General features: G+C 71.3%; 15 protein-coding genes. 5 read left to right on the top strand and 10 right to left on the bottom strand.

Features of this window, described 5'->3' with window-relative positions; all coding sequences use genetic code 11:
* Positions 1–153 precede the first annotated feature (153 nt).
* Positions 154–2,265 (bottom strand): glycogen debranching N-terminal domain-containing protein, encoded by a 2,112-nt coding sequence (locus tag AB0D74_RS20355; RefSeq protein WP_362588431.1) that lies wholly within the window; start codon positions 2,263–2,265, stop codon positions 154–156.
* A 366-nt stretch (positions 2,266–2,631) separates the two neighbouring features.
* Entirely contained in the window at positions 2,632–4,209 is a 1,578-nt protein-coding gene (locus AB0D74_RS20350) for a DUF4192 family protein (protein WP_362588428.1), read from the bottom strand.
* Positions 4,210–4,340: 131 nt separating this feature from the next.
* Between AB0D74_RS20350 and AB0D74_RS20345 the strand changes: the two genes are divergently transcribed.
* Positions 4,341–6,506, top strand: a complete 2,166-nt coding sequence (locus AB0D74_RS20345) for a RecQ family ATP-dependent DNA helicase (RefSeq protein WP_362588425.1) — start codon at positions 4,341–4,343, stop codon at positions 6,504–6,506.
* Positions 6,507–6,790: 284 nt separating this feature from the next.
* On the top strand, positions 6,791–7,411 hold the full coding sequence (locus AB0D74_RS20340) for a hypothetical protein (protein ID WP_362588422.1): 621 nt from the start codon (positions 6,791–6,793) through the stop codon (positions 7,409–7,411).
* Positions 7,412–7,756: 345 nt separating this feature from the next.
* Here the strand turns inward: AB0D74_RS20340 and AB0D74_RS20335 are convergent, their stop codons facing one another.
* From AB0D74_RS20335 to AB0D74_RS20325, 3 genes are all read right to left on the bottom strand, one after another.
* Positions 7,757–8,383 carry a hypothetical protein gene (locus AB0D74_RS20335; protein WP_362588419.1) on the bottom strand — a complete coding sequence of 209 codons (627 nt, stop codon included), beginning with the start codon at positions 8,381–8,383 and terminating at the stop codon, positions 7,757–7,759.
* A 68-nt stretch (positions 8,384–8,451) separates the two neighbouring features.
* A complete protein-coding gene (locus AB0D74_RS20330) occupies positions 8,452–9,153 on the bottom strand; it encodes a ribonuclease HII (RefSeq protein ID WP_362588417.1) in 702 nt (233 codons plus the stop codon).
* Positions 9,154–9,235: 82 nt separating this feature from the next.
* The gene (locus tag AB0D74_RS20325; protein ID WP_362588415.1) at positions 9,236–9,859 is read right to left on the bottom strand and encodes a TetR/AcrR family transcriptional regulator; all 624 of its coding nucleotides are present in this window, start codon (positions 9,857–9,859) and stop codon (positions 9,236–9,238) included.
* A gap of 190 nt (positions 9,860–10,049) precedes the next feature.
* On the opposite strand from AB0D74_RS20325, the gene AB0D74_RS20320 reads away from it, so the two are divergent.
* Positions 10,050–11,597 carry an MFS transporter gene (locus AB0D74_RS20320; protein WP_362588413.1) on the top strand — a complete coding sequence of 516 codons (1,548 nt, stop codon included), beginning with the start codon at positions 10,050–10,052 and terminating at the stop codon, positions 11,595–11,597.
* Positions 11,598–12,190: 593 nt separating this feature from the next.
* Here the strand turns inward: AB0D74_RS20320 and AB0D74_RS20315 are convergent.
* The 3 genes from AB0D74_RS20315 to AB0D74_RS20305 all read right to left on the bottom strand — a co-directional run bounded on the left by AB0D74_RS20315 (position 12,191) and on the right by AB0D74_RS20305 (position 14,494).
* Entirely contained in the window at positions 12,191–13,132 is a 942-nt protein-coding gene (locus tag AB0D74_RS20315) for an ADP-ribosylglycohydrolase family protein (protein WP_362588410.1), read from the bottom strand.
* 10 nt (positions 13,133–13,142) lie between these two features.
* The gene (locus AB0D74_RS20310; RefSeq protein ID WP_362588407.1) at positions 13,143–13,802 is read right to left on the bottom strand and encodes a histidine phosphatase family protein; all 660 of its coding nucleotides are present in this window, start codon (positions 13,800–13,802) and stop codon (positions 13,143–13,145) included.
* 86 nt (positions 13,803–13,888) lie between these two features.
* Positions 13,889–14,494 carry a YdbC family protein gene (locus AB0D74_RS20305; RefSeq protein WP_362588404.1) on the bottom strand — a complete coding sequence of 202 codons (606 nt, stop codon included), beginning with the start codon at positions 14,492–14,494 and terminating at the stop codon, positions 13,889–13,891.
* A 151-nt stretch (positions 14,495–14,645) separates the two neighbouring features.
* On the opposite strand from AB0D74_RS20305, the gene AB0D74_RS20300 reads away from it, so the two are divergent.
* Positions 14,646–15,179: a TerD family protein gene (locus AB0D74_RS20300; RefSeq protein WP_362588402.1), complete on the top strand. Its 534-nt coding sequence runs from the start codon at positions 14,646–14,648 to the stop codon at positions 15,177–15,179.
* Positions 15,180–15,266: 87 nt separating this feature from the next.
* Here AB0D74_RS20300 and AB0D74_RS20295 read toward each other — a convergent pair whose 3' ends face one another.
* Both AB0D74_RS20295 and nrdR read right to left on the bottom strand, forming a co-directional pair.
* Positions 15,267–18,161, bottom strand: a complete 2,895-nt coding sequence (locus AB0D74_RS20295) for a vitamin B12-dependent ribonucleotide reductase (protein ID WP_362588399.1) — start codon at positions 18,159–18,161, stop codon at positions 15,267–15,269.
* Positions 18,162–18,325: 164 nt separating this feature from the next.
* A complete protein-coding gene (nrdR, locus tag AB0D74_RS20290; RefSeq protein ID WP_362588396.1) occupies positions 18,326–18,877 on the bottom strand; it encodes a transcriptional regulator NrdR in 552 nt (183 codons plus the stop codon).
* A 503-nt stretch (positions 18,878–19,380) separates the two neighbouring features.
* Here nrdR and lexA point away from each other — a divergent pair.
* Entirely contained in the window at positions 19,381–20,160 is a 780-nt protein-coding gene (gene lexA / locus AB0D74_RS20285) for a transcriptional repressor LexA (RefSeq protein WP_133028126.1), read from the top strand.
* Positions 20,161–20,340 lie beyond the last annotated feature (180 nt).

Below are 20,340 nucleotides of genomic sequence, written 5' to 3'. Positions count from 1 at the left end.
AGCTGATCCACTTCGCGCCGGTGCGCATCCTCCCGTTCGTTCCGGCACGGGTTCCCGGCTCGGTCGTCCTCTCGTGGCGGCCCTGCCGCCGAAGTGCCTCCTTTTCGGCCGTGCCGCCTCAACGCCTCAAGGGCCGCCTCTCCCGGCAGGAACTCACGCCCGCAGCTGAAGGCCGTCCGCGGCCTCCTCGACCATGGCCATGCCGAGCCGGCTGACCCGCACCGCGAAAGGCGCACCGGCCACCCGCAGCCCGGTCAGGCCGAGTTCGCCCAGGGGCGCGCTGTGGACCGGGCGGAGGGTGACGGTACCTGCCGGGGCATCGGGGCGGATGCCGGCGAGCGTGGTGAGGAGCAGGACCCCGGCAGCGGCGGCCGTGGCCGCCGGGCGGCAGGCCGCAGGGTGCGGAAGGGGGGCACTTCCCTCGCAGCGCTGCTCTCCGGCGAACATCTCCGGCAGCCGGTGGCCGAAGTGCTCGGCCGCCGCCAGCAGGCCGCGCAGCAGCCCGCCCGCCTCCTTCTCGTAGCCCGCGGCGGCCAGCCAGGCGACGGCGAGTGCCGTCTCCTGGACCCGCACGGCACCGGACCGATGTCCGAACGGACTGTGTCCCGGCTCCTTGGCTCCCAGGCCGCGCAGCCCCCACCCCGAGTCCATGGCCGGTCCGCCGAGCAGCCTGGCGAGCTGCTCGGTCTGCACCCTGTCGAGCAGGCCCTCGGCGAGTTCGCCCGCACCGAGCAGGCCGGTGTCGAGAAGGTGCACGGCGGTGGAGCCGAGGTGGGTCAGGGGCTGGCCGTCCGGGGTCAGGGCCGCCGCGGGACGGCCGCCGCCGCGGTCGTCGACCCAGAATTCCCTCCGGAACGCCGTCCTCAGCCCCGCGGCCCACTCCCGCAGCCCGGCGCTCCCGGGCCGGCCACAGGCGTCGAGGAGGTCGGCACCGAGCAGGGCGGCCCGGTGGGCATGGGCCTGGGTCTCGGCACGCGCGGGGCCGCCGGGCTGCGGGTCGCGGAGGTAGGTCCGGTCCCCCACCGTGGTGCGCAGCCAGGTCAGGCAGCGCTCGGCGGCGGGCAGCAGCTCCCGCGTCTCCTGTTCCGGGAGTCCCCAGCGACGGGCCTCCGCCAGCAGGACGGGGAAGAGCAGGGTGGCCTCCGTCCCCGTGCAGCCCGGTGGCAGGTGCGCTCCGGCGTCGCGGCGCGGGCCGGGGATCATGCCGGTCAGCGGTCCCGGACCGCGGAGTTGGGTGCGGGCAAGGGTGCGCAGGGTGCCGGCGGCGAGGCGGGTGCCGAGGGGCAGGGTCATCCGGGCGGCGGCGAGTGCCTCTGCCGGGGCCGGACCACAGCGCCACGGCGCCCCGGCGGCGAGGTAGCAGTCGGAGGGGTGCGCGGGGTCGCGGAGCAGCAACGCCTGGAGGTCGTCGATGCTCGCCCTCAGCAGGGCCGTGACCCTCGGATCGTCGCCCGTGGCTCTGACCGGTGCCAGCGGGCTGGTCGCGGCGCGTCCCACGGCGCGCAAGGGGCTCGCGCCGTCCTGGCGTACCCGCAGCTCCACGCTCGCCGTTCCGCCCGGCGGCAGCTCGAACTCCCAGCGCAGCAGTCCCGCCGAGGCCAGCGCATCGCACGGTGGGGGGTCCGCCGTGACCGAGGCATTGCCGGTGGGGGTGGTCCAGCGGAGACCGGCGTCGTGGACGCTGGCCGGGAGTTCGGGCCCCGGGGTGCCGGAGGCGATGGCGCCCAGGTCGGCCAGGTCCGTGCCGAGGGACACCTCCAGAGGCAGGCGCAGGGGGTGCGGGGCGCAGTTGCGCAAGGTGATGCGCTCCGTGCCGTCCGCGTGCCGGATCCGCTCCACGACGACGTCCGGATCCGGTCCCGCCGCCGGGGAGGCCCGGAGCGTGCCCACGAAGCGGGCGGAGTCCGCCCCCGTCATCCGGGCCTGCACGGCGAGTGGTTCGCGGCCCGCGACACGGACCTGGCAGCGCGCGAGCAGCCGCCGGCCCGCGCGGTAGAACCCTTCCAGGCCCTGGCCGGTGAGCTGACCGTGTTCCGTGGAGATGGCGAGGCCGGGCAGCGCGACGCAGATCAGCGCGGTGTGCGTGGGCGGCAGCCCGCCGACGTGCCCCGGGCCCGGGGGAACCGGCCGGGCGGGGGTGGGCCGGGGTGCGCGACCGCGCTGTCGCTCGGGGCCCTGGCCGCCTTGGGCCGGCGGTGGCCAGGGAGGGCCGTCCCGCAGACGGCGGTTGTCGGTGGCGGTGGGAGGCGGACTCGGCTGATGCATGGGGACGCTTCTTCTGTGCGCTGTGCGCCTGCGATGTGCCGGGCACCGGACGGCGGGCTCCGGGCGGACGGGGGACGGGCGGCGGCACGGCCCGTCCAGGCGTTCCGCCACTCAGGTGAACGGAGACGGACTCCTCCTGGTCACGCCCCCGCCTGCCGAAGCCGGTCCGAAGTCGACGCGGCGCCGCGTCGTCCGGACCGGTCGGGCCGCGCCTGTGGCTGCGAACACCCTGGTCAGGCAGGTCGGTGCGACGCCTGCTTGAGCGCGGGTGGTCCCGGCGGCGCGTCCCTCCGACGAGGTTCCGGGCCCAGCGGACGGCATCACGGGCCCAGATCCGGCCGACTGCCGTCACGGCCCGTCCCTCGCTCATTCCTCCCCCTCGTCGCGGCCGGTCGCGGCTCGCCTGCCTTCCCGCCCGGCCCGGCCGTCTGTCCCGCCCCGCTCCGCCTTCTCCGCCGCGCGCGTGCGGGTGCGGCCCGGGCCGGCGGCGTCGGGGCGGGTGCGCCCCGAGCGCAGCTGCCCCGACCGGGTTCCGGTCGGCCGCGCCCGTCGGTCGGCGGCGGTGTCTCCGCTGCGTCCGGTACGGCCACGGCGGGTGCCGGAACGGGCGGGCGCCGGGTCGCCGACATCGCGGAGCGGCGGGCCAGCGTCGCCAGCTGCTCCGGTCCCGTCCGCCGGCACGTGACCGGCGCGGTCCGTGAGTTCCGTCCGTCCAGCGTGTCCCGTGTTCTCCGTGCGCTCCGTGTTCTCCGTGCGTCCCGTGCTCTCCGTGCGTCCCTTCCGCAGGCAGCGGCGGATCGCCTCCGGGTCCAGGCCTTCGTTGCAGGCCTGGTGGAGCAGGTTGGCGAAGAGGTAGTCGGGGTCCGCGCCCAAGGCCATCGCGAAGGCCTCCCGCGCCTCCAGATCGTCACCGGTGGACCAGGCCACCCAACCGGCCAGCGTGAGGGGAGCGGCGGCGTGTTCGCCGTAGGGGCCGACGCAGCGGCGGGCCAGGGCCCGCCACAGCCGCAGGGCCGGGCCCGCCTCGTCTCCCTCCATCCAGGCGGCTGCGTGGTCGCGGGTCGTGCGGTCCTGCAGTCCGAGAATCAGGGTCGCGGCCTCGTCGTGGGAGAGCAGGGTGTCGTCACGGACGTCCGCCTGGTGTGTGCCGGACACCGGGGCGGCAGCGGCGTACCGGTCGATGACCCGCCGGGCGAGCGCGAGGGTCTCCTCGGCCACGTCCGCACGGAACGCGTCGTCGAGGATGCGGGGGACCAGTGCCATGCCGGCGCTGTCCAGGGCGATCTCCTGCTCCAGCACGCCGCCGGCCTCCCGGGGAAGCAGCCTGGCCCGCAGCTCGCGGAGACTGCCGCGGACCTGGATCCCGGCGTAGGCGGCTGCGGCTGCGAGCACGGAGGTGCCGGGCAGGCCCATGGGGACGCCGTCGGGCGGACAGCACTCCTCGGTCGGGCAGCAGTACGACCAGAAACGGCCGTCCGAGACGCACAGCGCCTCGATCACGGGCACGTCGAGCCGACCGCACTCGATCCGCAGCAACCGGGTCAGTGGCGCGAGCCTCCGCATCACGTCCCGGCCCGATTCGCCGGGCGCCGGTTCCTGGCAGACGTAGGCGACCATCTGCTCGGGCCGGGCTCCCCGCCGCTCGCCGCCGGTCACCAGGCCCTGCGCGAGCTGGCGTGCGGCCGACTCCCAGTCGTCCTCGTGGGCGGGGATGCCGAGCCGGGCCCGTCCGCCGAAGCGGCCACGGCCGGCGCGGTCGTGAAGGGCCACCAGCACCATGCTGTCCTCGGGGCGGTACCCCAGCAGATAGGGCAGCGCGTCGGCCAGTTCGGCCGGTGTGCGCAGGGTGACCTGGGTGTCGTGGGCGGACGGTCCGAGCGGGACCGCACCTCGGGTGAGGTCGCCGTTTTCGGAGGGTCCGGTGGTTTCGCTGTGATTCGTCATGCGCAGACGATCTCGCGGATCCCGTGATTCCGGTTTGGCCTGTGGATAAGTGAAATCAGGGACACGACAAGGCCGCCTCCGCCATCCACAGGCCCGCCCGGCTGTCGGTCCCGTCCTGTTGTATGGGACGCATGGAACACACGAGCAACGCGGAACTGCGGGCCCGGGCGGACACCGTCCTCGCCCGTCTCGTCGGGGACGACACGGGCGCCGCCCGGCTGCGCGAGGACCAGTGGCGGGCGATCGAGGCGCTGGTCGCGGACCGGCGCCGGGCCCTGGTCGTCCAGCGCACCGGCTGGGGCAAGTCCGCGGTGTACTTCGTGGCGACCTCGCTGCTGCGCGCCTCCGGCGCGGGACCGACGGTGATCGTCTCCCCGCTGCTCGCGCTCATGCGCAACCAGGTGGAGTCCGCGGCCCGGGCCGGCATCCACGCCCGCAGCATCAACTCCTCCAACACGGAGGAGTGGGAGTCGATCCAGGCGGAGATCGCGGCCGGTGAGGTGGACGTCCTCCTCGTGTCCCCGGAGCGGCTCAACAACCCCGACTTCCGCGACCAGGTGCTGCCCAAGCTGGCCGCGACGACCGGGCTGCTCGTGGTGGACGAGGCCCACTGCATCTCCGACTGGGGTCACGACTTCCGGCCCGACTACCGGCGGCTGCGCACCATGCTGGCCGACCTGCCGCCGGGCGTACCGGTGCTGGCGACCACCGCCACGGCCAACGCACGCGTGACCGCGGACGTGGCCGAGCAGCTCGGCACGGGTGGCACCTCGGACGCGCTCGTGCTGCGCGGCCCGCTGGACCGCGAGAGCCTCAGCCTGAACGTGCTGCGGCTCCCGGACGCCGCGCACCGGATGGCCTGGCTCGCGGACCACCTGGACGAACTGCCGGGTTCCGGCATCGTCTACACGCTCACCGTGGCCGCCGCCGAGGAGGTCACCGCGTTCCTCGGGCAGCGCGGGCACACCGTGGCCTCGTACACGGGGAAGACGGAGAACGCCGACCGGCAGCAGGCCGAGGACGACCTGCTCGGCAACCGGGTCAAGGCGCTGATCGCCACCTCCGCGCTCGGTATGGGCTTCGACAAGCCCGACCTGGGGTTCGTGGTGCACCTCGGCTCGCCCTCCTCCCCCATCGCCTACTACCAGCAGGTGGGCCGCGCGGGCCGCGGTGTCGAGCACGCCGAGGTGCTGCTGCTGCCTGGCAGGGAGGACGAGGCGATCTGGGACTACTTCGCCTCGCTCGCCTTCCCGTCGGAGGATCTGGTGCGCCGCACGCTGGACGTCCTCTCCCGGGCCGGCGGCCCCGTGTCGCTGCCCGCTCTGGAGCCGCAGGTGGAGCTGCGCCGGTCCCGGCTGGAGTCCATGCTGAAAGTCCTCGACGTGGACGGCGCGGTCAGACGGGTCAAGGGCGGCTGGGTCGCGACCGGGCAGCCGTGGGCGTACGACGCCGACCGGTACGCCTGGGTGGCCAGGCAGCGCGAGGCCGAACAGCAGGCGATGCGCGAGTACGCGGCCACGGCGGACTGCCGGATGGAGTTTCTGCAGCGCCAACTGGACGACGAGGGGGCGAAGCCCTGCGGTCGCTGCGACAACTGTGCGCGACCCCGCTTCACGGCCGACACCACCTCGGCCGCGCTGGACGCCGCGCGGGTCGACCTGGGGCGCGCAGGCGTCGAGGTGGAGCCCCGCCGGATGTGGCCGACCGGGCTGCCGGCGATCGGCATCGATCTCAAGGGGCGCATTCCGGCCGGTGAACAGGCATCGGCGGGGCGGGCCTTGGGACGGTTGTCGGACATCGGCTGGGGCAACCGGCTGCGACCGCTGCTCGCTCCGCAGGCCCCGGATCTGTCAGTGCCGGACGATGTCGCCCGAGCCGTGGTGGAGGTGCTGGCCGACTGGGCGAAGGGTCCCGGCGGCTGGGCCCCGGGCGCGGCCGACGCCCAGCCGCGCCCGGTGGGTGTCGTCACCGTCGCCTCGCGCTCCAGGCCCCGGCTGGTCCACTCCCTGGGCGCGCGCATCGCGGAAGTCGGCAGGCTGCCCCTGCTGGGTTCCCTCGAGTACGCGAGCGAGGCGGCCCGGGTCTCGCGCAGCAACAGTGCCCAGCGTCTGAAGGCTCTCGACGGTGCACTGACCGTGCCGCCCGGCCTCGCCGCCGCCCTCGCCGAGGCCCAGGGGACGGTCCTGCTGGTGGACGACTTCACCGAGACCGGCTGGACCCTGGCGGTGGCGGCGCGCATGCTCCGCAGGTCCGGGGCGCGGGGGGTGTTGCCGCTGGTCCTCGCCGTGCAAGGCTGACCGGCCCGTGCTGTTCGATTTCAGCGCCGGTGCGACGCACGAACGTGCCGCGCTCGAACGTCCCAGGGGTCTCCGGGCACCTCATCGGGTAGGGATATAAGCCACGCACCACCAGATAACAGTCGGTGGCCCCATTTGCTCGTTGCCGCATCCAAGTTCGACAGCAAGAATTGAGGTCCGCTCCCCGCACGGCTCGTCCGTGATCCGGTTGGGCTTTGCTGCGGTGCGCGCGGCCCCGAATCCGATCTCGCCCGCAGTGTGGGCGCGTAGCCGAAGGGAGGAACGTGACCTTCGGATTCGCTCCGTCCTCGGCGGCATCGTTGTCGACGTCCGCGTCCGCCGCGTCCGCCAGTCGTCTGCTCGAGCCCGCGGAATGGGCCGACGCCGGAATACCGCTGCTGCGCAACCCACGCGAGGTCGTCAGTGGTCTGCACACCCGGCATCGCCCCCGGCCGGGCACCGCGGTCGTCGCCGTTCTCGATCCGGAGGAGCGGCTGTGTGCCAGCGCCTCCTTCGGCCGGCGCTCGGCTCCGGCCGACGGCTGGATGTTCCGCAACGCGCTGCTGGCGCAGTTGCGCCGGGTCATCCCGCACGACCTGCGCCGCCGTACCCCGGTACGGACCGCCGTCCTGCTCTACTGCCGCGAGGGGGACGCGCGTTGGACGGAGGAGGACGGCGCCTGGATGTGGGGGCTGCGGGACGCGTGCACTCTGCACGGGCTGCGCTGCGGGGCGTACATCACGCTGACGCACGACGGCTGGCAGGTGCTCGGCGAGGGCCGCGGCGGACGGCGCCCGCACGCCGACTCGCCTCCCGAGCCCTTCGCCCTGTCCGAGGCGCCGCCACTGTCACCGCGCACCGGCGGCGCCGTCTCCGAGGTGCTGCGCCGCGCGGCGGCCCGCTGAACCCGGTCCCCCGCAAGGAAGTACGCACCGGGCACGCGCCCGCCGGGGGCGGCGCCGTGAAGGGGCCCTACGGGGTGCTCGGCGGTGTCAGGCCGCGCTCCGAACCGGCGCGGACGTCCGCCGTCCCACGGTCCCGTCCGCCCGAGGGACCGGCCCGGTGCCGCACTCCGGATCCTTGTCCGGCCGGATTCTCTGTCCGGCCGGATTCTCTGTCCGCCGAACGGCCACCGCCGCGACGGACAGCGGCCCGCACCCGTCGTCCGGGCATGCCGGAGACACCACCGTGCAGTGTCACCACCGCGGCTCCTTCGGTACCTCCGGAGTCCCAGAGGTGCCGGAGGCAGCTCAGACGCCTGCGCCCAGCACCGAGTTGATGCGCTGCGGGTCGCCGCAGACGATCAGCAGGGCACCGGCCCGGGAGAGGGCCAGCGGCAGGGCGGTGGCGGCAGTGGTGTCGGGTCCGCCGTTGACGGCGACGACGACCACGGCGCGGGTCACGGCACGGGAGGCGACGGCGGCGTCCGCGTAGAAGACGTCGTCGCCCGCGTCGTGCTGGGCCCAGTAGGAGGCTTCGCCGAAGGACAGCTCGTGGTCGGCCCACGGATGCTGCGCGCCGGTGGTGATCACCAGCACGTCGCCGGGGGCACGGCCCGACTCGAGGAGCAGGTCCACTGCTTCCTCGGCCGCGTCGAGAGCACTCTCGACCGTGGCCGGGATCAGCTGGATCTGCGGGGCCGCCGCTGCCGCGGCGGGAACGGCCGGGCCGGACGGCCCTGGCTTGGCCACGTCACGCGACGTGCGCTGCACCGGCGGCGTGGGCCGCACAGGGCCGGGACGACCGGGACGCGACGGAGCCGCGGGGCGGGGGCCGGGTACGGGACGAGGGGTCGGCGCGGTACGGCCACTGGCCGGAGTGGCGCGGGGACCCTGGGCACTCTCGTGAATCTGAGGCTCCTCGGGAATGAGAGGCATGAGCTGATTTTTATCAAACATTGGTGCAGGTCACGTGAACTGGGTGGCACAACAGTGCGACTGGAAGGTCAGAAGTCGAAGCCGAGCTGACCCTCGATCTCCGGAACGCTTCCCTCCGCCCAGCTGCGGACCTTCTTGAGGTGCCGCCACTGGGGCAGCGCATCAAGATACGCCCACGTCAACCGGTGGTACGGGGTGGGGCCCCGCTCCTCCAGTGCGGCCTTGTGCACGGGCGACGGGTACCCGGCATTGGCCGCAAATCCGAAGTCTGCATGGTCGATACCCAGTTCGGCCATCATTTTGTCGCGCTGAACTTTGGCGATCACCGAGGCGGCGGCCACAGCCACACACGATCGGTCACCCTTGATGACCGTGCGCACCCGCCACGGAGTACCGAGGTAGTCGTGCTTCCCGTCGAGGATGACCGCGTCGGGACGGACCGGCAAGGCCTCCAGGGCCCGGACCGCCGCAAGTCGCAATGCGGCCGTCATCCCCAAGGCGTCGATCTCCTCCGGCGAGGCATGCCCCAGGGCGTAGGACGTCACCCACTCCCGCAGCGCCTCGGCAAGTTCCGTACGTCGCTTGACGGTCAGCAGCTTGGAGTCGGTGAGGCCCTCGGGCGGTCGGCGAAGACCGGTGACCGCGGCGCAGACGGTGACGGGCCCGGCCCAGGCGCCGCGTCCCACCTCGTCGACACCGGCAATGACCTTGGCTCCGGTCGTGGCGCGAAGGGAGCGCTCGACGGTGTGAGTAGGCGGTTCGTACGGCATGGCGCCCTTAGGGTACGCCGCACTGATCCCCGAGCGACAGCCCGGCCTCCCGGAACGCGCCGGGAGCCGCCGGAGCCATGGCTCACGCCCCGCGCGACAGCAGCAGCGGAAGCATGAACCGGTCGATCATCTCCTCGATCTCCTGGTCGTTCCATTCGCTTCCAGAAATCTTGTTGCGGTACATCATCATCGCCGGAATGGCGTCGATGACATAGCCGTTGGCCGCGTCGGCGCGCACCTCGCCCCGCTCAATCCCACGGGTGACGATGTCGCCGATGAGCCGGATCGTCGGTCCCACGACCCCGTCGAAGATCACCCCATGGAACCGCTCGACCTGCAGGGGATCGCATTCGTGAATCACGGACCGCAGCGCGAAGCCGGGGCGCGAGAACATCGCGTCCCGGGCCTGCCGGCACAGGGCCAACAGGTCTTCGCGCACACTTCCGAGGTCGGGGGCCTCCTCCAGGCGTGGCAGGCCGGCCTGGAGCGCGTCGGCGACCAGTTCCTCCTTGGAGGGCCAGCGGCGGTAGACCGCCGCCTTCCCGGTCTGGGCACCGGCGGCGACGCCCTCCATGGTGAGGCCGTTCCAGCCGACCGTGCTGAGCTGTTCCAGGGCGGCGTCCAGGATCGCGCGTTCGAGGACCGCACCGCGCCGACGAGGGGAGGCCGCCTGGGGGGCAGCGGCAGTCCAGCGCGAGGTAACCATCTGATGTTTCTCCAGCGAGCGAGGGGAGCGGGATTTCCTGAGCCGGGGGGGGCGCGGCGCGTGACGGCAAAGGGGGACGCGGCACACGACGCGCGATTAAGTGAACGCTTGCGTTCTCTACCGAGGACTCACTACCGTTGGCACGACAGTGAACGCTGGCGTTCACTAACACCTTCGTGGGGGATCCATAGTGACAACCTCTCAGCTGATACCGGACCAGAAACCGGGTGCCGCCCGCCGGCAGGGGCGCCCCGGCATCGCGCTCACCGTGATTGCCGCCTGCCAGCTCATGGTGGTACTTGACGCGACGATTGTGAATATCGCGCTCCCGCACATTCAAGAGGCGCTCAGCTTCAGCACCACGGACCTCACGTGGGTGGTCAGCGCCTACACGCTCACCTTCGGCGGTCTGCTGCTCCTCGGCGCGCGGGCCGGCGACATCCTCGGCCGGCGCCGGGTGTTCATGACCGGCATCCTGCTGTTCACCTTCGCCTCGCTGCTCGGCGGTCTCGCCCAGGAACCCTGGCAGCTGCTCGCCGCCCGCGCCCTCCAGGGTGTCGGCGGCGCGATCGCGTCGCCGACCTCGCTGGCACTGATCACCACGACCTTCCCCGAAGGTCCCGAGCGGAACCGGGCGTTCGGCGTGTTCGCCGCCGTCTCCGCAGGCGGCGGCGCCATCGGCCTGCTGGCCGGCGGCATGCTCACCGACTGGCTCGACTGGCGCTGGGTGCTCTTCGTCAACGTACCGATCGGACTGCTGATCGCCGCTCTGGCCCCGCGGTACATCAACGAGTCCGAACGGCACCCCGGACGGTTCGACATCGCGGGGGCGATGACCTCCACGCTGGGCATGGCCGCCCTCGTCTACGGCTTCATCCGGGCCTCGGAGGAGGGCTGGCGCGACAGTCTGACACTCGGGTCGTTCACCGCCGCGGTGGTCCTGCTGCTCGCCTTCGTCTTCATCGAGACCAGGGCGAAGGAACCGATCACGCCGCTGCGGATGTTCGCCGACCGCAACCGCTCCGGCACCTACGTGATCATGCTCAGTCTGGCCGCCGCGATGTTCGGGATGTTCTTCTACATCGTGCTGTTCGTGCAGAACGTGCTGGGCTACAGCCCGATCAGGGCCGGTCTGGCCTTCCTGCCCGTGACGGCGGCCATCGCCGTCGGCGCCGGGCTCTCGCAGCGCTTCCTGCCCGTCCTGGGACCGAAGCCGTTCATGATGACCGGTTCGGCGCTCGTGGTCGTCGGACTCACCTGGCAGACGTTCATCAGGCCCGACAGCTCCTATCTCGGCGGAATCCTCGGGCCCATGCTGGTCTTCGGCTTCGGTATGGGGCTGAACTTCGTGACGGCGACCGTCACCGCGGTCTCCGGTGTCGCCCAGCACGAGGCCGGAGCGGCTTCCGGTCTGCTCAACGCCATGCAGCAGGTCGGCGGTTCGCTGGGTCTGTCCATCCTGACCACGGTGTTCGGTTCGGCCAGCAAGGACGAGGCGAAGAAGCAACTGCCGAAGTTCCTCGCCGATGGTTCGCCGGAGCAGAAGGCGGAGTTCGCCAAGACCCGTCAGCTGCCCGCACCGTGGGGGCACGAGGTGCTCGCACACGGCATCTCGACCGCGTTCGTCCCCGCCGCCGTCATGGCCGGGCTCGGACTGCTCACCGCCTGGCTGGTGATCAAGGTCCGCAAGAGCGACCTCGAAGCGCTCGCCGGCACGGCCGGCCCTGGGGTGGGCTGAGCCCACCGGGACCGCGCGGAGCCGCGGACGGCCGGACCTCCGCCAGGGGACAGACGGCAGAGGCCGAGGTCCGGCCGTCCGCATCCCGACCGCCGACGCCGCGATCACGAGCACGGCGCACAGCATCGCAAGCGGCGACCCGACCCACACGACCGACACCTCCCCCGCGACTACGCCTTCCGCCCTCCGTCGGCACATGCGCCTGGTGGCACGGCTACCGGGAAAACGCCAGGCAGTCACGCAGAGTTCCCGCCAGGTACGGAGCGTTTCCGATGCGGATCGCGGGATTCAGCTTGGGCCGCGGAGGACGGGAACGGCCTCGGAGTGACGAGGACGAGGCTTCACCACGGCACGCTTCGACGGTCCTCGGACACGGAGCCCGCCACAGGACGGCAGACCCGGCCTCCTCGCACGTCCCCGACGTCTCCGGGGCGGCGCGGCCTCACGGCTTTCCACACGAACCGGCTCGGCTTTCCACCCGAACCGACGCAGCTCTGCACGCGAGCCGGCTCGGCCTTCCGCGCGAACCGGCTCCGAAGGGGCTCGCACCGCGTCGTCGTCGCCGCACGCGGTGCGAGCGCGGTCTCAACCGGTCATCCGCCGACGCCGGTGCCGGTGCCGGTGCCGACCCCCGCCGGCACCCATTCCGGCAGGGCCTCTGTCCGCTCCGCCCACGCGGCCGACGGCGCTCCCGCCCCGGCACCCGCGAGCACGCCGCCCACGATGGCGCAGGTGGTGTCCACGTCGCCGCCCACCTGGGCGGTGGCCCAGAACCCCGTCTCGTAGTCCCCGAGGGCGCGTGCCGCCGACCAGAGCGCGAAGGGAACGGTGTCATGGGCGGTCGTACGGCGTCCGCAGCCCAGGACGGCCGCGACGGTGCCCGCGTCGCCGTAGTCGAGCATGTCGCGGGCGCGCCGCAGGCCCTGGCCGACGGCGCTCCTGGGGACGAGCGCGACGACCCCGTCGAGGAGCGCCTCGGGGCTCGGCGGGCCGCCGGGCGCGGCGACCAGCGCCGCGGCGGCTGCCACGGCCATGGCACCGGCCACGGCCTCCCGGTGCTGGTGTGTGGGGTAGGCGGAGATCTCGGCCTGGTGGGTGGCCTGCTCCGGGTCGTCCGCGTACCAGGCACCCAGGGGCGCGATCCGCATCGCCGCGCCGTTGCCCCAGGACCCTCGCCCGTCGAAGAGACCGGCGGCCAGCTCGCGCCAGTCGCCGCCTTCCCGGACGAGGCGCAGCAGGCGGTTCACCGCGGGGCCGTAGCCCCGGTCGAAGTCGTGGTGCGCGGCGAAGGAGTGGGCCAGCGCGTCCTGGTCGACGCGGTGGTGGGCGGCCAGGACGGCGACGACGGAGCAGGCCATCTCGGTGTCGTCGGTCCACTGCCAGGGGGCCGGAGGCAGCTCCCGCCGCTTCAGCAGCGGGTAGTTCACCGGCACGAAGAACTGCGAGCCCAGCGCGTCGCCGACAGCGAGTCCGCGCAGGCTGGCCAGGGCGCGCTCCAGGCGCCCCGGGATCGGGGTTTCGGAGGAGGAGGTCATCGCGGCCAGCCTAGCCGCTCATCCAGTGCGGCTCGGGGTCCCGCCAGCGGTCGAAGGGCTGGTTGAGCGTGTACTTGCCGTCGTCCCCGAGAACGAGCATCCGCATCTCGGCGTTCCCGGGGTTGGAGAGCGACTCGAACTCCGCGACCGTCCAGTGGAACCAGCGCATGCAGAACAGCCGCATCGCCAGGCCGTGGGTCACCAGGAGCACGTTGGGCGGGTGGTCCGGCGCCTCGAAGCTGCGGAACAGGCTCTCCAGGAAGCCGCCGACGCGGTCGTAGACGTCGGCCCCCGACTCGCCCTGCGGGAAGCGGAAGAAGAAGTGCCCGTAGGCGTCCCGGTACGTCTTCTGCAGCCGTACGTCGTCGCGGTCCTGCCAGTTTCCCCAGTCCTGCTCACGCAGCCGGGGCTCCTCGCGGACGCGTATGAGATCCGGGTCGAGGTGGAAGGCGCGGAGGGTGTCGTGCGTACGCCGGTAGGGCGAGACGTACACGCTGACGCGCTCCTGGCCGAAGATCTCCCGAACGCGCTTTCCGGTCTCTTCGGCCTGCCGCCAGCCCCGCTCGGTGAGGGCCAGTGCGTGGTCTGGTTCCCGCTCGTACACGGAGTCGTCGACATTGCCGGTTGACTCGCCGTGCCGGACAAGGACGATGCGCCGTGGTCGTGCCATGCCAAAACCCTAGATCGAGTGACGAAAAATCGAGCACTCGAATGGGCCCCATACAGCGCAGGTCACACAAATCAAGGGTTGGATATTCAAACGATCCAGCTCGGCTCGAGCTCCACGATGTCACCCGTGAGGGCCGCGATGTCGGCCTCCGTCTGGGCGCGCAGCGCCAGCCGCTCCACCCGCTCGGTGCGGTACTTGCCGTGCTCGGCGGCCGACCGCCACATCGAGAGGATCATGAACTCGTGCTCCGGCGCCTCCGCGAACATGCCGCGGATCATGCCCGGCGAGCCGGCCATGGCCGGGTTCCAGACCTTCTCCTGCATCAGCGTGAAGTGTTCGACGCGCTCCTCGTGCACCCGGCAGAGGGCCACCCGGACCAGGTCGCTGTCCGTGAACCTCGGTTCGAAGCCGGTCTTCACGTCGAACCGGTACTCGAACAGCTTGACCTGCTGGTCCTTGTACGTGCCGACCTGGGACGCGGCCAGGCGGTCGTGCGAACGCGCCATGAAGGAGTCGTAGAAGGCACGGCTCTCCCAGAAGGCGAAGATGTGCGCCACTCCAGGTCGCTGTCGACTCCATCCCCCGCCCTGTCCCCGAAATCCCGGCTCCCCCGGAAGCCCCGCCCATTTCCGCTGCCCCCGCTCGAAGCCCCGGCGGTCAACCACGGTGCAGCGAATCCACTTGACCAGCACCGCGCCATCGTAAGGCCATGGGGCGTGGCGCCGGTCACGCTCCGGCGGAGATCACCCGCGCATACGCCCCCGCGCGCGTGGCACGATGGACAAAGAGCCTTGGCAAACCATCAGTTGGGGTAAGTGACCTCTAGGGGGAAGGGGACGCGTGGTGAGCGGTTTCAGCAAGGCGATCCGCAAGGTCGAGGTCGCGGTGAAGTGGGATCCGAGCCCTTCCGGGCAGCCGCCCACCGATCTCGACGTCGTCGCCGGGACGTTCACGGCGGCTGACCCGTACGGAACTCCGGCCTATCTGGTGCACTTCGACAGCCGTTCGCCCGACGGCACGATCTTTCTCAACCGGGACAGCCAGGACGGCAAGGGCTTCGGCTGGGACGAGGTGATGACCCTCGAACTGGACCGGCTCGGCAGCCGGTACGCGCGCGTGGTCGTCGGAGTCGTCATCCAGCAGCGCTCCACCCACCGGACGTTCGTGAACGTCCTGAACCCGGCCGTCCGCGTCCGGGAGGGCTACACCGTGCTGGCCGAGGACGACTTCGGCTCGGTCCTCGGGGCGACGGCCGCCACCGTCGCGGAGTTCGTGCGCGACGGCTCCGGCGACTGGAGCCTCCGGCCCGGGCTGCACGGCTTCGAGGACGACCCGGTGGTCTTCAGCCGGGAGATGGGCGGACTCGGCCGCCCCTGACACGGGACGGCCACCCGCCCGCGACAGGCGAACGGTAAGGGGCGTCGGCCATGGCCGACGCCCCTTACTTCACGTCACACCGACCCGTCAGCTGCAGCCGCTGGTCGAGCCGCAGCCCTCGCAGATGTAGCAGGAACCGGCTCGCTGCATCTTCGTTCCGCAGGAGAAGCAGAGCGGGGCGTCGGCCTGGATGCCCAGTTGCATCTCCACCAGCTCGGCGCTGGTGTGCGCCTGCTTCAAAGCCGGCTTGGCCACCTCGATCTTCGGGGCGGCGACGGCCTTCAGCTCCTGGGCCCGCGGTGCCGACTGGGCCAGGCCCTCGACGTCGACCTCGTCGTCGTCGAGAGACGGCTCGTACGAACCGGTCTCCAGGTGCCGCTGGCGCTCCTCGGCGGAGTGGATGCCGAGCGCGGAGCGGGTCTCGAAGGGCAGGAAGTCCAGCGCCAGGCGGCGGAAGATGTAGTCGACGATCGACTGCGCCATCCGCACGTCCGGGTCGTCCGTCATACCGGCCGGCTCGAAGCGCATGTTGGTGAACTTCGAGACGTAGGTCTCCAGCGGCACGCCGTACTGAAGGCCGACGGAGACCGCGATGGAGAAGGCGTCCATCATGCCCGCGAGGGTCGAGCCCTGCTTGGACATCTTCAGGAAGACCTCGCCCAGGCCGTCGTCCGGGTAGGAGTTGGCCGTCATGTAGCCCTCGGCGCCGCCGACGGTGAAGGACGTGGTGATGCCGGGACGACCCTTCGGGAGGCGCTTGCGGACCGGGCGGTACTCGATGACCTTCTCGACCGTCTCGCGGATGGTCGCCTCGGTCTTCGCGGTGACCTCCTCCTTCTCCTTCTCCTTGGTCTTGGCGGAGAGCGGCTGGCCGACCTTGCAGTTGTCCCGGTAGATCGCGAGCGCCTTGACGCCGAGCTTCCAGGCCTCGTAGTAAATCTCCTCGACCTCCTCGACGGTCGCCGTCTCCGGCATGTTGACCGTCTTGGAGATGGCACCGGAGATCCACGGCTGGATCGCGGCCATCATGCGGACGTGGCCCATCGGGGAGATGGCGCGCTCGCCCATGGCGCAGTCGAAGACCTCGTAGTGCTCCTGCTTGAGACCGGGGGCGTCGATCACATTGCCGTTCTCGGCGATGTGGGCGACGATCGCCTCGATCTGCTCCTCCTGGTAGCCCAGGCGGCGCAGGGCCTGCGGGACCGTGCCGTTGACGATCTGCATCGAGCCGCCGCCGACCAGCTTCTTGAACTTGACCAGGGCGAGGTCGGGCTCGACGCCGGTGGTGTCGCAGGACATCGCCAGACCGATGGTGCCGGTCGGGGCGAGGACGGACGCCTGGGAGTTACGGAAACCGTTCTTCTCACCGAGACGCAGCACGTCCTGCCAGGCCTCCGTCGCGGCGGCCCAGACCGGGGTGTCCAGGTCGTCCATGCGGACGGCCACGGTGTTGGCGTCGGCGTGCTGCTGCATGACGCGGTTGTGGGCGTCGGCGTTGCGGGCGTAGCCGTCGTACGGGCCGACGACCGCGGCGAGCTCGGACGAGCGCCTGTACGCCGTGCCGGTCATCAGGGAGGTGATGGCACCGGCGAGCGAGCGACCGCCGTCGGAGTCGTAGGCGTGGCCGGTCGCCATCAGCAGGGCGCCGAGGTTGGCGTAGCCGATGCCGAGCTGGCGGAAGGCGCGGGTGTTCTCGCCGATCTTCTGGGTCGGGAAGTCCGCGAAGCAGATGGAGATGTCCATCGCGGTGATGACGAGCTCGACGACCTTGGCGAAGCGCTCGACCTCGAAGGACTGGCTGCCCTTGCCGTCGTCCTTCAGGAACTTCATCAGGTTCAGCGAGGCGAGGTTGCAGGACGTGTTGTCCAGGTGCATGTACTCGCTGCAGGGGTTCGAGCCGTTGATCCGGCCGGACTCCGGGCAGGTGTGCCAGTGGTTGATCGTGTCGTCGTACTGGATGCCCGGGTCGGCGCAGGCCCAGGCGGCCTCGGCCATCTTGCGGAAGAGGGACTTGGCGCCGATCTCCTCGATGACCTCACCGGTCATGCGGGCGCGCAGACCGAACTGGCCGCCCTGCTCGACCGCCTTCATGAACTCGTCGTTCACGCGGACCGAGTTGTTGGCGTTCTGGTACTGGACGGACGTGATGTCGTCGCCGCCCAGGTCCATGTCGAAGCCCGCGTCACGGAGGGCGCGGATCTTCTCCTCCTCCTTGACCTTGGTCTCGATGAAGTCCTCGATGTCGGGGTGGTCGACGTCGAGGATGACCATCTTGGCGGCGCGGCGGGTGGCACCGCCGGACTTGATGGTGCCCGCGGAGGCGTCGGCGCCGCGCATGAAGGAGACCGGTCCCGAGGCGTTGCCGCCGGAGGAGAGCAGTTCCTTGGAGGAGCGGATGCGGGACAGGTTCAGGCCGGCACCGGAGCCGCCCTTGAAGATCATGCCCTCTTCCTTGTACCAGTCGAGGATCGACTCCATGGAGTCGTCGACGGACAGGATGAAGCAGGCGGACACCTGCTGGGGCTGCGGGGTGCCCACGTTGAACCAGACGGGGCTGTTGAAGCTGAAGATCTGGTGCAGGAGGGCGTACGCCAGCTCGTGCTCGAAGATCTCGGCGTCGGCGGGCGAGGCGAAGTACCTGTAGTCCTCGCCGGCCTTCCGGTACGTCTTCACGATGCGGTCGATCAGCTGCCTGAGGCCGGTCTCGCGCTGCGGGGTGCCGACGGCACCGCGGAAGTACTTGCTGGTGACGATGTTGACCGCGTTCACCGACCAGAAGTCGGGGAACTCGACGCCACGCTGCTCGAAGTTGACCGAGCCGTCGCGCCAGTTGGTCATGACGACGTCACGGCGCTCCCAGCTCACCTCGTCGTACGGATGCACGCCCGGGGTGGTGTGGATGCGCTCGATACGCAGTCCCTTGGTGGCCTTGGTGCCCTTCGCGCGGGAACTCCGTGCCGGACCGCTCGCCGTCTCTGTCATGCCGCCTCCCTCTACGGGCTAAAACGCCCTGAAATGCCACGATGTTCCCGTGACACGCTGTTCTGTTTTCACGTCCCGGGCGCCCTCAACTGCCACCCGCGACAAGTCCTGGATCGCCGTCCGACAACCGGATCCGGGCCCTCCGCCCTGTTCCGGTCCTCCCGTCAGCCGGCGACGTGAACGGGTGCGGGCACCTGTGCGCCCCCGCCTGGCCCGTGATCGTCCTCCTGGCCCCCCGCTGCCGCGTCTTCGTCGTCCACGACGGGGTCCTTGGCCGCCTGCCTGAGCTCCGCGATCGCGGCCTCGAAGTCCTCGAGCGAGTCGAACGCCCGGTAGACGGAGGCGAATCGCAGGTAGGCGACCAGGTCGAGCTCCTGCAACGGGCCGAGTATGGCCAGCCCCACGTCATGGGTGGTCAGCTCGGCGCTTCCCGTGGCCCGCACCGCCTCCTCGACCCGCTGGCCGAGCTGGGCGAGTGCGTCCTCGGTGACAGGCCGCCCCTGGCATGCCTTGCGCACGCCGTTGATGACCTTGATACGGCTGAACGGCTCGGTGACTCCGGACCGCTTGACCACCATGAGCGAGCACGTCTCCACGGTCGTGAAACGACGGGAGCAGTCCGGACACTGGCGGCGCCTGCGGATCGACGTGCCGTCGTCGGTCGTACGACTGTCGACCACACGGCTGTCGGGGTGCCTGCAGAAGGGGCAGTGCATGATCTCCAACCCTCCTCACAGCAGACTCAACAGCCTCGCTGGGCCACATGGACCCCTCGAAGCAGCCCCAAGCATAGGCGATCTCAGAGAGACCGGAGACCCGGGGGACCACAACTTGTGGGCTGCGGTAGCAATCCAACCACTAGATGTGGTGATTGGCCGTTACATCACCAGGTTGCGCGTGTCGCACACGTACCGCTACGGCGGATACGGAGATACCGTGGGCGCCGCACGGAGGTCACGTGCGACTCCGGCGCAGATGGGGACGGACATCCCGGTCGGCGGCGGTCCGGATGGCAGACTGGGCACACCCACAAGGCCGTCCCCCGGCGGTGAAGAGTACAACAATGGGCCCTTTTGCCCGCCGGGTACCGCGTGAGCCATACACCCAGACATGCGATCACGTACGGTGAACCGCGTTTTTTCACTCGAACGTGTGTTTGGCGCAACCTTTCGAAAGCAACTACCGTTGTCCAGCAGGGAGACCATCGAGAGGGGCCGACGTGACCACGACCGCAGACAGTGCCACCATCACCGCCCAGGACCGCTCCCAGGGCCGACTCGACCCGGTGCATGCCATGAACGAAGCCGTGAATCCCGAGGGACACAAGCGTTCCCTGCCGGGCCGACCTCCAGGCATCCGGGCGGACAGCTCGGGCCTCACCGACCGGCAGCGCCGGGTGATCGAGGTGATCCGGGACTCGGTGCAGCGGCGGGGCTACCCGCCGTCGATGCGGGAGATCGGGCAGGCCGTCGGCCTGTCCAGCACGTCCTCGGTGGCGCACCAGCTGATGGCACTGGAGCGCAAGGGCTTCCTGCGCCGCGACCCGCACCGCCCGCGCGCGTACGAGGTGCGCGGGTCCGACCAGGCCGTCACCGTGCAGCCCACGGACACCGCGGGCAAACCCGCCGCGTCGTACGTCCCGCTGGTCGGCCGGATCGCCGCCGGTGGGCCGATCCTCGCCGAGGAGTCGGTCGAGGACGTCTTCCCCCTCCCCCGGCAGCTGGTCGGCGACGGCGAGCTGTTCGTGCTCAAGGTCGTCGGTGACTCCATGATCGAGGCCGCGATCTGCGACGGCGACTGGGTCACCGTCCGCCGCCAGCCGGTCGCCGAGAACGGCGACATCGTCGCCGCCATGCTCGACGGCGAGGCCACCGTCAAGCGCTTCAAGCGCGAGGACGGCCATGTCTGGCTCCTCCCTCACAACGCGGCCTACGAGCCGATCCCCGGCGACGACGCGACCATCCTGGGCAAGGTCGTCGCGGTCCTGCGGCGCGTGTGACGCCTGCGGCGGGCGGTCATCCCGCCCGCCCTCCGATCGGGCCCCGGGACCCCTGCGCCGGTTCCGGGGCCCTGCTCTGTCCGGCCCCCGGAACCGCCTGCCCCGAACCGTGGGTCGGCCTGACCGAGCCGCCGAGAACCAGAAGCTGGGCGGCGCCAGGGACATCGGCACCGCCGCCCG

The organism is Streptomyces sp. NPDC048278 (assembly GCF_040652195.1).
Lineage (GTDB): Bacteria > Actinomycetota > Actinomycetes > Streptomycetales > Streptomycetaceae > Streptomyces.
Note: the sequence above shows the minus strand (reverse complement) of the source record. Positions and strands in the feature narration are given on the sequence as shown.